Source organism: Bifidobacterium sp. SO4 (assembly GCF_018555355.1).
Classification (GTDB): Bacteria; Actinomycetota; Actinomycetes; order Actinomycetales; family Bifidobacteriaceae; genus Bifidobacterium; species Bifidobacterium miconisargentati.
Genome location: NZ_JAFEJP010000019.1, coordinates 1 through 13,227, shown reverse-complemented (window position 1 = coordinate 13,227; position 13,227 = coordinate 1). Strand labels below are relative to the sequence as shown.

Genomic DNA, 13,227 nt, shown 5'->3' with positions numbered 1-13,227 from the left:
AAAGGGCAACGGGGAATGGCCGTTCGTCCACTGACGGTACGGTCCGCGATTCGGTAGCGTCACAAGGGACACCTGACATCGTCCCAAGCCCGTGCCGATTCCGTGACATGCGGCTGATCTCGGGGACCATCGAAGAAGGAAGAAGCCATGACAGCGCCAACCACCCAACAACCCGTTCAGCAGCCCCGGCAACAGCCCCAACCCACCCCGGCCAAAGCCAAGAAGCCGATATGGAAACGATGGTGGTTCTGGGTGATCGTCGTCGTCCTGCTCGCCGCCATCGGCAGCCAGATGGGTGGCACCTCCGGCCAGACCGACAGCCAGTCCGCGCAGAACACCACCAGCCAGAGTCCCAAGTCCGACGCCGAAGGCGACAAGTCCGCCACCGACAACGGTCAATCCAACACCGGCACCGACGCCGAAACCGGGCAGAACGACGCCCAGCAGACCCCGCAGGTTCCCGCCGACTACCAATCCGCCCTACGCCAGGCGAAGTCCTACTCCGACACCATGCACATGTCGAAGCAGGGCATCTACGACCAGCTCACCAGCGAGTACGGCGGCAAATTCTCCGCCGAGGCCGCCCAGTACGCCGTCGACAACGTCAAGGCCGACTGGAACGCGAACGCGCTGGCGAAGGCGAAGAGCTACCAGGAGACCATGGCCATGTCCCCCGAGGCGATCCGCGACCAGCTCACCAGCGAGTACGGCGAGAAGTTCACCGCCGAGGAAGCCGACTACGCCATCCAGCATCTCAACGACTGACCTATTGTGCTATCGGTTTCTCCCATATGAGAAGCCTCGAGATTGCCGGTATCGGCTTGTCCCGCAGCGAAATAACGGGCTCCACGTTTCCAGAAAGCATTCAGGAAACGTGGAGCCCGTTTTTCCGTGACTGCCCGAAAAGCTTCACGTACGGCTAAGACGGCGCTAGGAAACCGGCGGTTTCATAAGAGTCATGAACACCGCAACCGCAACGCCCGCTGCCGCGACATCGCAGCCCCTGGCCACGAACGGCCACGACAAGCTCCTTTCCACCGCACACCCCACCCCGGCGCCCGCCTCCACGATCAGCGGAGGTCCGGCCTCCGCCATCGCGGAGCGCGTCGGCCAGCCCCGCACCGTGGACGCGGACATCGTGATCCCCGTCTACAACGAACAGGAACAGCTCGCCGATTCCGTGCTCGCCCTCATGAACCACCTGTCCGCCAGCCAGATCGAAGGATGGGCCTACACCTGGCAGATCGTCATCGCGGACAATGCCAGCACGGACGACACCTGGTCCATCGCCTCCCGGCTCTCCGCCCAATACCCGGACCGCGTACGCGCCATCCGCATCGCCGCCAAGGGCCGCGGCCGCGCCTTGAAGCTCGCCTGGGGCGAATCGCAGGCCCGCACCGTGGCCTACATGGACGTGGACCTCTCCACGGACATCGCACAGACCGGCGTGCTCATCGGCTCCCTGCTCTACGGCGGCGCCGACGTGTCCTTTGGCTGCCGTCTGTTCGACGAATCGCAGGTCGTCCGCTCCGCCAAACGCGAATTCATCTCCCGCACCTACAACGGCATGCTGCGCGTACTGCTCGGCGCGGCCTTCCATGACGCGCAATGCGGATTCAAGGCCATGACCTCGGACGCCGCCCGCCACCTGCTGCCCTACATCCAGGACAACGAATGGTTCTTCGACACCGAAATGCTGCTGTTGGCCCAGGCCACCAACATGCGCATGTACGAATTCCCCGTCCACTGGATCGAGGATCCGGGCACCACCGTCAACATCCCGGACACGGTCAAGAAGGATTTGAAGGGCATGTGGCGCATGAACGGCACCCTGAACCGCATGCGCCTGGCCGCCGCGGCCTGAGACCCCGCCGGCACGAACAGCCTGAACAATCGAAAGGACATCGTCACCCCTTATGAGCACCGCAAGCATACCGACCTCGACCCCACGGGCCCGCGGCCGGTTCAGATTCCCCGCCTTCTCCTCCATGCCGGGCGGCCGGTTCGTGGACACGCACGCCGTGCGCACCGTCCGAGCCAACGTCGCCGAGCGCCGCACCGCGGTCGACTGGATCGGATTCGGCGGCATGATGGGCCTGACCGCCATCATCATGTTCGTCAACCTCACCGCCTCCGGATACGCCAACGAGTTCTACTCGGCCGCGGCCCAGGCAGGTTCCAAGGACTGGTGGGCGTTCCTGTGGGGATCGCTGGACTCCGGCAACGCCATCACCGTGGACAAGCCGCCGGCATCCATCTGGCTTATGGCCCTTTCCGTGCGCGTCTTCGGTCTGAGTTCCTTCGCGATCCTGCTGCCTGAGGCGCTGTGCGGCATGGCCAGCGTCTGGGTGCTCTACGCCACCATCCGACGCCAGTGGGGCAACTGGGCCGGCATCATCGCCGGACTCACCCTGGCCACCACGCCCGTGGCCGCCCTCATGTTCCGCTTCAACAACCCGGACGCCCTGCTCGTGCTCCTCATGACCAGTGCCACCGCCGCCGTGATGCGCTCGCTCGAATACCCGGACACCCGCGCCGGCAACCGCAAACGCACCCTATGGATGGCGCTCGCCGGCGTATGCATCGGTTTCGGCTTCCTGACCAAGCAGATGCAGGTGTTCCTGGTGGTCCCCGGATTCGCGCTCGCCTTCCTCGTGGCCTCGCCCACCAAGTTCCTCCGCCGTATCGTGGACGGACTCGTCGCCGTGCTCGCGCTGGTCGTCTCCGCCGGCTGGTGGGTCGCCCTGACGGTCATCGTGCCCTCCGGCTCCCGCCCCTACATCGGCGGCTCCCAGACCGACTCCTTCCTCGAACTGACGTTCAGCTACAACGGCCTCGGCCGCATCACCGGCAACGAGGACGGCGCCGTGGTGCCCGGCGGCTCGGGCGGCGGCAACGGCGGCGGCATGTGGGGGCAGACTGGCATCAGCCGACTGTTCGACGGCGAGTACGGCGGCCAGATCGCCTGGCTCGCGCCGCTGGCCTTCGCCGGCATCGTCATCGGACTCATCGTGGCCCGTCACAGCCGCCGCACCGACCTGCGCCGCACCAGTGTGCTCGCCTGGGGCTCCTGGCTCGTGGTCACCTGGCTCACGTTCAGCTTCATGGCCGGCATCTTCCACCAGTACTACACCGTGGCGCTCGCCCCCGCAGTGGCCGCGCTCGTGGCCATCGCCATCATGGGGCTGTGGTCCAAGAGGGATACGTTCTGGGCCCGTGCCGTTGCCGCGGCGCTGGTCTTCGTGAACACGTTCTGGGCCGTGGAGCTGCTCGGCCGGTCCACTTGGCTGCCGTGGCTCAAGGTGGCGGTGCTGTTCGTCGGATTCATAGCCGGACTGCTGCTCGCCTGCACGGCCGTGGCTGCGGTGCCGATGCGAGACTTCCGCTTCCTGCGCACCGCCGGCGTGAACCGCGTGGTCGGCGTCATGGGCGTGGTCGGCATCGTGATGGCCGCCGTGGCGCTGTACGCCGGGCCGCTTGCCTGGACCGCATACACCGTGTCCACCGGGCACACCGGTTCCATCGTCACGGCCGGCCCGAACGTCACCAGCTCCACCGGCATGGGCGGCGGCCCCGGCGGCGGCGGCATGGGTGGCGGCCCGAAGGGCCAGGGTGGTCCCGGAGGCATGGGCATGCCGGGACAGTCCGATGGCCAGTCTTCCGATGGTCCGTCCCAGTCCGATGGCCAATCCGACGGCAGACAGTCCGACGGTCAGACGCCGCCGAGCATGCCGGGCCAGTCCCAGCAGAACGGTTCGGACGGCGACGGTCAGTCCCAGTCCGACGGACAGTCGGATAGCCAGAGCGACAGCTCGGATGGTGATGGTCAGTCGGATGGCGATGGTTCGGGCTCCTCCTCCGATGACAGCCAGTCCGGCAGCCAATCGCAGCAGGGCCCCGGCGGCAACGGCGGCGGCATGGGCGGTGGTCTGCTCGGCGGCGGCACCGCCAGCAGTGAGATCGTCTCCATGCTCCAGAAGAACGCCGGCAAGTACCGTTGGGCCGCGGCCACCACCGGATCGCAGAACGCGGCCAGCTACCAGCTCGCCAGCGAGGAGGCGGTCATGGCCATCGGCGGATTCAACGGCTCCGATCCCGCGCCCACCCTGGAGCAGTTCAAGAGCTACGTCAAGCAGGGGCTCATCCACTACTACATCTCCGGTGGCGGCATGGGCGGCAACCAGATGGGCGGCTCGGACGCCGCCAGCGAGATCGCCTCCTGGGTGGCCGAGAACTTCGAGGCCCAGACCGTGGACGGCGTCACCATCTACGACCTGACCAAGTAGCCCAACCCGCTTCCCCTCACCGGTACGTCCGATGGGTGGGGGATCCCTCACCGCATGACAACGGCAGTCGCCCACCATCAGGCCGGCGACTGCCGTTGCCGTCGTTCGCTACGTCCGGCCTGCCTCGGCCCGTTCCCGATAAGAACCGGGCAAGTATCGAAGCACCTTCCGTTATCCGGCAAAAGTCCGACGATCGTCTCTGTCAAACGGCGTTTTACGCTCTTGGAAGATGCTTTCATGAAATCGTAAGCTTTGTTCCCTTAGTATGGTCGGGAACGAATCAAAGGAGCGATCATGACATTCGGTCAGCAGCCCCGCAATAACGGGCAATACAACCCGCAGTACAACACCCCCGACTACAACGCCGCGCAGCAGGCGGGATACGGCCAGCAGTACGCGCAGGCCGATTACGGCCAGTACGGCCAGCAGAACTACCAGTACGCCCCGCAGAACGCCGGCTACCAGTACGCGCCCGCCGGCGGCGGCACCGCCGCCATGGACACCACCATGGCCTACAACTACGAGCAGGCCCGCCGAGTCTCCGTGACCAAGGTCTACGGCGAGATGACCATCGGCCTGATCGTCACCGCCGTGGTGGCCGTGCTCGGCCAGATCACCGGCGCCTACTACGCCTTCCTCATGGCCACCGGCATGGTCGGCCTCGTCGGCCTGTGCATCGCGCAGGTGGCGCTCGCCGTGGTGCTCGGCATGCGCGTGACGAAGATGAAGTCCTCCACCGCCCGCGTGATGTTCTACGTCTACGCCGCGCTGATGGGCTTCACGCTGAGCTCCATTTTCATGGTCTACGACCTCGGCTCCATCGGCGTCGCGCTCGGCATCACCGCCGCGTTCTTCTTCGCGCTCACCATGTTCGGTCTGACCACCAAGTTCAACATGCTCAAGGCCGGCCCGATCCTCATGGTCGCGCTGTTGGTGCTCATCGTCTCCCAGCTCGTGCTCATGTTCCTGCCGGTGAGCGGCATGACCCGCATCGTGTGCGCCATCGGTCTGGTCATCTTCGCCGGCATGACCATCTACGACGCGCAGTCCACGCGCGCTCTGCTCACCGAGTACGAGTCGCACGGCCCGGAGATGGTCAAGAAGGTGTCCATCCTGTGCGCCCTCAACCTGTACCTCGACTTCGTGAACATGTTCCTGTACATCCTCCAGTTGCTCGGCAGCAGGGACTGACGATTGTCTGGCTCCCTTCTTTGATGGCTGAGCCGTAAAGCAAACAGTCCGGTGGACTGTTTGTAGGCGAAGTGAGCGGCTGTGCCGCGAAGGCTCCCTTCTTTGATGGGAGCTGTCAGCGAAGCTGGCTGAGGGGAGTTCCAGAGGTTGCCTTCGCGGCATCACGGTTTCTCAACGGGATTTGACAACGATGGCCCGACCACAATGTGGCCGGGCTTTTTCATGCCCGTCACACGGGCGGGTTAGGTTGGGACACCATGAGAAGACAAGAGTTCGTGGGGATGTTCTGCCTGCTGCTGACCGCACTGATCTGGGGATTCGCGTTCGTGGCGCAGGTCCAGGGCATGGATTCGATGTCGCCGCTGTTCTTCAACGCCACCCGATTCACGTTGGGCGCGGTTTCGCTGGTGCCGATCCTGCTGTGGCAGCGGGGGAGGAGTAGTGCGGAGCCGGCGGAACCGTCCGATGTTGCCGGTTCCGTCGCGAATGACCTGACTCCGGGCGATGCCGCCGGTGCCGCCCCACGATGGAAGGCATGGCTCGCCAATCCCATCGTCGTCTCCGTAGTCTGCGGCGTGGTCCTGTTCACCGCAAGCACCTTGCAGCAGTACGGCATCCTCTATGGCAAATCGGCCGGACGCGCCGGGTTCCTGACCGCCCTGTACATCGTGATGGTGCCCCTGCTGGCGTTCGTGTTCCTGCGCCGCCGCATCGGCGTACTGGTGGGGGTGGCCGTGGTGATGTCCATCGCAGGTTTCTACCTGCTGTGCATTACGGACGGATTCGGTTCGCTAGGACTTGCGGACATCCTGCTGGTGTTCACGGCCGTGCTGTTCGCCGCGCACATCCTCATCATCGACGAACTGGGCGCCAAGGTGGACGCCATCAAGCTCTCGTTCGGCCAGTTCTGCACCACCGCCGTGCTGAGCTGGGCGGGTTCGCTCATCGAGGGCTCGGTCGACTGGACGGGCGCCGCGCACTCGTGGATGCCGATCCTCTACGCCGGCATCGGCTCGGTGGGCATCGCCTACACACTGCAGGTGGTAGGCCAGCAGTGGGTGCCGCCCACCCGCGCCAGCCTTCTGATGAGCCTCGAATCGTTCTTCTCCGCGGTCGGTGGCGCGATCTTCCTCGGCGAGATCATGACCCCGCGCGGCTACGCAGGCTGCGCCCTCATCTTCATCGGCACCCTGCTCGCCCAGGCGCCGTCCAAGCTTCCGGAATTCCTGAAGCGGGATTGAAAAGGCTCTACTCAACCAGGATTGACCTGAATCCGATAGGACTACCCCTCAGTCGGCTATGCCGACAGCTCCCCTGACAAGGGGAGCCGAGCATAGGGCACATCAATCTTGGCTTAATAATGAAAAGGCCGACCATGAGGCCGGCCTTGCATATATGGAACTTGCGTATCAGTCCGAGGTCTTCGGCGCCTCGCCCACCTGGGGAGCGCCGTTGATGTCGCGATGGATGTTCTGCATCTGCACCTCGATATTCTGCAACGAACGCGCGCAGTCGAGCAGCGTCTGCGAATGCTCGCTGAGCTTGTTGTCCGGCAGGTCCGCCTTGTACCGTAGCGCATGTTCCAGGGACGCCCAGTAATCCATGGCGATGGTGCGGAACTGCACCTCCACCGGCGTGTAATGCGCGCCCGAGGAAAGGAACACCGGCACCGCGTAGATCACGTGCAGCGAACGATAGCCGTTCTGCTTGGGGTTCTTGATGTAGTCCTTGACACGCAGCACCTGAATGTCGGACTGCGAGGACAGGTAGTTGGACACGGAGTACACGTCGTCCCGGTAATTGCAGATCACGCGGATGCCGGCCACGTCGAACAGGTTGTCCTTGATGGCGTTCACCGTGACGGGCAGGCCCTTGCGTTCCAGCTTGCCGATGATGGAATTCACCGACTTCAGGCGGCGCTCCATGTGATGGATGGGATCGTGGCTGAACCGCACCTGGAACTCGTCATCGAGGATCTCCAGCTTGGTGCTGATCTCGTACATCGCGCCCTCATAGACCTGCATGATGTCGATGAACTCGGTGATGTCGTCTGCATTGAACCGTCCGCCCGGCAGATCCAGCATCTTCAGACGTGCGTTCATGTCGGCGGTGTTGAGTCGATTATGTCGGTCAAGTATCACGGCCACCAATAATACCCGGCCGGCGCAGGCGAACCTGAACGTCTCCGGACAATCTCCTCAAGATGTACGGACTCTGGCCACGGCGGCACGCGATTCACGGTATTGCTTCGGCGTCAGGCCGGTCTCGGCTTTGAAGACGGCGATGAAATGGCTGGGGGAGGAGAAGCCGAGCGATTCGCCGATATCATTGATGCCACGCTGCGTGTCGGTAAGCAGGAACTGCGCGTACTCCACCTTGGCGCGACGCATGAATTCGCCGATTCCCGTGCCGGTCTCCTTCTTGAATCGCGTGGACAGGTAGTACGGCGAATACCCCACCTCGGCGGCGAGCTTGCGGAGCGTGTACCGTTCGGTGGCGTGCATGCGAATCATTGATATGCAACGGTTGACGGTTTCCGAATACCGGTTGTCCTGTTTCATCTTCCATACGGCCCGTACGTAGTCGTCGTACATTGCCAGACCGATGGACTGCACCTCCACCGTGGTGTGCGCCGCTTCCACGCTCTGGATGTACGAGTCGGACATGCTGAACGAGATCTCCGAAGGCAGCCCGCCCTTGATCGCCGCACGTGAGCAGGTGGCGATCTGCACGATGATCATGTTCTTCGTCTGGCGCAGCGGGTCGCCGGCGCTCAGCTTGCCCACCGTGGGCACCATGGGGGCCATGCGGTTGCGATGGGCACGGTAGTTGATGTTGCCGTCCTCGATGTCCTTGAGCATGATCCGCTCGTATTCATACGAACCCTGATGGGTGCCCACCGCCTCCTGGCGGGCCTTCGCCGTTCGGCCTTCGTCGAATGGTTTGAGCTCTATGTCCTCAAAGCTGATGCGTTCGCCGCGGATGGCGAACACCATCAGCATCGCGTATTCCTCGAACCGCACCACGTTGACCGTTGGCAGGGAGGAACGCGCTTCGGTGATGAGCTCCAACGTCGAATCCGGCACATCGAGCAGGCGTGCGGCCTTGTTGAAATCGACCGTGGAGGTTTCCGAGATGAACGCCGGTCCCATCGCATAGATGCAGCGGTTGGATGGGTCCACGTGATTGTCCCTGGTGCCGCCGTCAGGATCGTCGTCCGTCCCGGCGGCTGCTTTGCTGTTGACGGCATCGTCGTTGGCGATGCCGTCAACGAGGCTGGCATCGGCGACGAGATTGGGGGCGGCGCTGTCCGTGAAACCCGATTCGGCATGGGTGCCGTGCCCGAGGCTTATCCGATTGCCGGGGAACGCGATCCAGAAGAGATTCAGCGGCGTCTCGATCAGCATGGGACGGTTCGATTGGGCGCAATGCGTCCGCGCCTGTTCCGCGCATCCCGTCGCGCGGAATGCCTCATCCCAGCACAGGGAACCGCAATTGGTGTATTCCAGACGCATGTCCGCGTCATACCGCCACAGGCTGATACCGGTGGCCGCGCAGAACACCTCCTCGAACCCCTGTGCCGCAGTGCCCATTGAAGCTCCTCGTCGTTGTGGGATAGCCGTCGACGTCAATGCGTCGACGGCCGATATCAGTTTTTCATGATACGTATCCTCCGTTTGCGATGCACCACAAAACCGGCGGTTGCATGAAAAACTGTCATGAATCATACGAATCCGACATTGTGCGGGCCGTAACGTGAAGGCAACGACGATTCAAGGAGGAATTGTTATGACGCAAGTCGCGGAAACGATGCCATCGGCGGCATCGAAACAGTCCATCGGCGAGTCCGAAGCGCCGGTCGCAGCACAAGGGGGCGGTATTCCTGCCGTCGGAACCGAGGTCACCTCAGGACGAGCCAAGCGCAAGGAGTACCCGTACGACGGCAAAACATTGTTCGGCATGGGCGTCAACGGCCTGGTGGGATACGCGAGCATCGCTCTGATGTCCTCGATCTTCATGACCTACCTGACCGATTACGCCGGCATCGGACCGTGGGGCGCCACGCTCGCCACCGTGGTGCTGTTCGTGGGACGCATCTTCGACGCCGTCAACGATCCGGTCGAGGGTTGGATCATGGACAGCGCCAAGGTCACCAGACATGGCAAATACCGCAAGTTCATCATCGCCAGCATCATCATCGTGACCGTCTCCTCGATCCTGCTGTACAACATCCCGGACGGGCTCGTGTCCAACCCGGTTCTGGTCGGCATCTGGGTGTTCTTCTTCTACTTCGCCTACGACGTGGGCTCCACGTTCGCCGCCTTCGTGCCGCTCGTGCAGTCCGTGACCAAGGACGATGAGCTGCGCGCCCGGTTCTTCACCGTCAACCGTCTGGTGAGCACCGCGGGCGCCCTGCCGGCCGGCATGATCATGACGTTCGCGCTCGCCCTCGGCCAGCAGATGGGCGGCATCAAGACCGCCATCGGCATCCTGGTGACCGTGATGGTGGTGGTGTTCGGCGCGATCTCCCTGATCGGCATCCTCATGATCAGGGAGGGCAACGTCTCCGACGAGGAGGTCGCCGAAGCCAACAACAGGCACACCGAACGCATCCGTTTCCATGACATCATCGCCATGGTCAAACTCAACCGTGCGATGGCCGTGCAGATCGTCTCCTCGCTGTTCTCCGGATTCATGTGGACCACCACCTCGGCGGTGGTGATGTACTACGTCAAATGGGCGTACAACGCCGACATGGCCACCGGCGTGGTGAACAACTCGCAGCTGGCGTTCCAGTCCCTGCTCCTGCAACTGGTTTCGCTGGGGCCGATCTTCCTGATGACCGGGTTCTCGCCGTTGCTGGTCCGGAAGATGGGCTCCAACCTCGCCGTGCAGCGACTGAGCCTGGCGCTGATGTCTCTCTTCAGCCTGATGCTGTTCGTCTGCGAACTGGCCGGGGTGCTGCGCACCAACTTCTGGGTACTGTTCATCATTCTGATGCTCATCAACTGCGCGTCCGGCTTCGGTTTCGTGCCCTCGATAGGCCTGTGGGCGGAATCCATCGACTACAACCGCTACATGGTGGGCAAGGAGATGGGCGCGCTCGTCACCGCGTTGCGCAGCCTGCTCGAGAAGGCGCAGAACGCACTTGCCGGCGGCATAGTGGGTGTGCTGCTCATCATGATCGGATACAACGTGGATTCCGAGACGGGCAATTACCTGGGCGACGTCTCCCAGCTGCCCGCCCTGCTCGACCGATTCACAATTCTCATGGGCGTGGTGCCTGCCGTCCTCGGGGCAATCGCGTTCATCATCTACCGATGGTGGCCGATCACGCCCGAGATTCGTGCCAGCATGCAGGCGAAGTTCGCCGCCGACGAGGCGTCCGCCAAGTCCTGAGCCGGGTTTTGTCGCCTTCGGGCGGTCTTCCGCGACGTATGCGGAAGACCGCCCTTGTCTGTATTGCGGAAAGATATCGAAAGTTGTGTCATTTGCGCTTGACGGTATGGACAACATCAATTTTTGATATAAAAAATGAAAACAGGACATCATCGTGTTCTTATGCTGAAGTCATCGACGGCGGTTCGCAGCAGAACCCGCCGCAATGACAACGACAACGCATCGGCACCATGGCGGTGCCGGGCAGACAAGGTGAGACACAATGACTACCACTACGGTGCGGGAAACCCTGGAACAGGCGTCCCCGGCCCCGAACCCCTCCCCGTCGGCGAACAGGGCTCCGGACAAACTCACGTTCGGCACGCTGCTGGCCTGGACCAGCCGCATCATCAGCACGTCGATGAACTACATCGTGCTCGGCTTCCTGACCATCTACTGCTCGGACATCCTGGGCCTCAACGTGGGCGTGGTCGGCACGCTGATGCTGGTCACCAAGATCTTTGACGCCGTGCTCAGCATCCCCATCGGCTACATCGTGGACCGCACCAACACCCGTTGGGGCCGCGGTCGCCCGTATGAGTGGGGTATTATCGGCGTGTGGGTGGCCACCATTCTGATGTTCGCCACGCCGAATGGCTGGGGTGACACCGTCAAGTACATCTGGGTGTTCGTCATGTACGTGATGAACCAGGGCGTGTTCGGCGCGTTCCTCGGCGCCGGCACCAACCCGTACATGGTGCGCGCCTTCAACAACGAGAAGCTGTACATCAAATTCGGCTCCTATGGCGGCCTGCTCTCCGCCATGGGCGCGCTGCTGGTCAACGTGCTTTTCCCGATCATGATGGCCAAGCTTGGCACCTCGCATCAGGGGTGGATCGTGATGATGCTCATCATCGGCGTGCCCGCCATGGTCATCGGCATCATGCGCTTCTTCTTCATCCCGGAGCGCTATGACGTGGACGTGACTACCGACAAGGTCGACGTCAAAGCCGTGCTCGACGTGCTCAAGGCCAACAAGTACATCTGGCCGGTCACCATCATGACCCTGATCAACGCGATGGTCGCGAACATGGGCATACAGGTCTACTACTACACGTACGTGGTCGGTAACGTCTCCCTCATGAGCGCGGCGACGGCCATCGGCGGCATCATGATGCCCGCCCTGCTCGTCATGCCGATGATTCTGAGGAAGCTGTCCATCAATCAGGCCTGCTTCTGGGGCTTCGTGATGTGCATTCTGGGGTATGCGACCAACTGGTTCGCCGGTGCCAACTTTGTGATGCTGATGTGCGCTGCCGTGTTCTTCGGTCTCGGACAGGTGCCGATCAACATGTTCGGTACGCTGATGGCCCTCGAATGCGCGGAATACAACGAATACATCGGCAAACCCCGCATGGAGGCCACACTTGGCGTAATCTCCGGCCTCGGCGGCACCATCGGCGGCGCGTTCGGTGCCTTCATCTTGGGCCAGCTGCTCAACCTCGGCGGGTACGTGAGCTCCGCGGGCAACAGCGCCGCACAGCCCGATTCCGCAATCCTGATGATCCGTCTGCTCTTCAGCTTCATCCCTGCCGCGCTGTACCTCATCGCCGCCCTCGCCTCGAAGCTGTACGGACTGGATAAGCGGCTGCCCGAGATTCGCAAGGCCAACGAGGAGCGTCGCGCCGCCGCCGAAGCCAGGCTTGCCGAGCCGCACGCCGGGGCCAAGGCCGCGGATACCCCAGTCGCCGACGAATCCGACGACGAACTCACCGCTCGGGAACTCGCACAGGTGGCCGCCAATCTCTCGTCCATTCCCGAAACCGAACAGGTGGCGGACGACGAACGGGTAACGGGCCCCAAGGAAGCCGCCGCACCCACGGAGACGGCCGCATGAATAGGACACGCAGGACCAGGAAGGAACAGACATGCTGAGCCAGGACTTCAACACTGATTGGCGATTTCGCGCCAAGACGACCGGTGACGGCCAACCCGGCGTATGGCGGGATGTGACCTTGCCCCACGATGCGATGCTGGACGCGCCGCGCCGCGCCGACTCGCCATCCGGCACCGGCAATGCCTTCTTCGACGGCGGCATCTACGAATACGCGAGGACGCTCCACGCGCCGGCCGCATGGCAAGGCAAGACGGTGGAACTCGAGTTCGAAGCCGTCTACCGCAACGCCACAGTGTGCGTCAACGGGCATCAGGCCGCGTGCCATGCCTACGGATACAGCCCATTCACCGTGGACATCACCGATCTACTCGTCTACGGGGATGGTCCGGAAGGCGACAACGAGATCACCGTGACCGCGGACAACTCCGCCACCCCGAACACCCGCTGGTACTCGGGTGGCGGCATCATCCGCCC

General features: G+C 63.0%; 10 protein-coding genes. 8 read left to right on the top strand and 2 right to left on the bottom strand.

Annotation, left to right across the window (positions count from 1 at the left end; genetic code table 11):
- Positions 1 to 147 precede the first annotated feature (147 nt).
- The 5 genes from JS536_RS10600 (at position 148) to JS536_RS10580 (ending at position 6,718) form a co-directional block, all read left to right on the top strand.
- Positions 148 to 765: an Ltp family lipoprotein gene (locus JS536_RS10600; protein ID WP_214356892.1), complete on the top strand. Its 618-nt coding sequence runs from the start codon at positions 148 to 150 to the stop codon at positions 763 to 765.
- Positions 766 to 958: 193 nt separating this feature from the next.
- On the top strand, positions 959 to 1,864 hold the full coding sequence (locus JS536_RS10595; protein ID WP_214356891.1) for a dolichyl-phosphate beta-glucosyltransferase: 906 nt from the start codon (positions 959 to 961) through the stop codon (positions 1,862 to 1,864).
- A gap of 52 nt (positions 1,865 to 1,916) precedes the next feature.
- The gene (locus tag JS536_RS10590) at positions 1,917 to 4,286 is read left to right on the top strand and encodes a glycosyltransferase family 39 protein (RefSeq protein ID WP_240544366.1); all 2,370 of its coding nucleotides are present in this window, start codon (positions 1,917 to 1,919) and stop codon (positions 4,284 to 4,286) included.
- Between the two features lie 294 nt (positions 4,287 to 4,580).
- Entirely contained in the window at positions 4,581 to 5,477 is an 897-nt protein-coding gene (locus tag JS536_RS10585) for a Bax inhibitor-1/YccA family protein (RefSeq protein WP_214356890.1), read from the top strand.
- A 281-nt stretch (positions 5,478 to 5,758) separates the two neighbouring features.
- The gene (locus tag JS536_RS10580; protein ID WP_214356915.1) at positions 5,759 to 6,718 is read left to right on the top strand and encodes a DMT family transporter; all 960 of its coding nucleotides are present in this window, start codon (positions 5,759 to 5,761) and stop codon (positions 6,716 to 6,718) included.
- Positions 6,719 to 6,886: 168 nt separating this feature from the next.
- Here JS536_RS10580 and JS536_RS10575 read toward each other — a convergent pair whose 3' ends face one another.
- Together JS536_RS10575 and JS536_RS10570 are read right to left on the bottom strand one after the other, a co-directional pair.
- Entirely contained in the window at positions 6,887 to 7,579 is a 693-nt protein-coding gene (locus tag JS536_RS10575) for a GTP pyrophosphokinase family protein (protein ID WP_240544368.1), read from the bottom strand.
- A 96-nt stretch (positions 7,580 to 7,675) separates the two neighbouring features.
- The gene (locus tag JS536_RS10570; RefSeq protein ID WP_214356888.1) at positions 7,676 to 9,070 is read right to left on the bottom strand and encodes an AraC family transcriptional regulator; all 1,395 of its coding nucleotides are present in this window, start codon (positions 9,068 to 9,070) and stop codon (positions 7,676 to 7,678) included.
- Positions 9,071 to 9,266: 196 nt separating this feature from the next.
- On the opposite strand from JS536_RS10570, the gene JS536_RS10565 reads away from it, so the two are divergent.
- The 3 genes from JS536_RS10565 to JS536_RS10555 form a co-directional block, all read left to right on the top strand.
- Positions 9,267 to 10,877: an MFS transporter gene (locus tag JS536_RS10565; protein ID WP_214356887.1), complete on the top strand. Its 1,611-nt coding sequence runs from the start codon at positions 9,267 to 9,269 to the stop codon at positions 10,875 to 10,877.
- Between the two features lie 262 nt (positions 10,878 to 11,139).
- Entirely contained in the window at positions 11,140 to 12,753 is a 1,614-nt protein-coding gene (locus JS536_RS10560; RefSeq protein ID WP_214356886.1) for an MFS transporter, read from the top strand.
- A gap of 31 nt (positions 12,754 to 12,784) precedes the next feature.
- Positions 12,785 to 13,227: sugar-binding domain-containing protein (locus tag JS536_RS10555; protein WP_346427479.1), on the top strand; the 443-nt coding region annotated here is incomplete at its 3' end.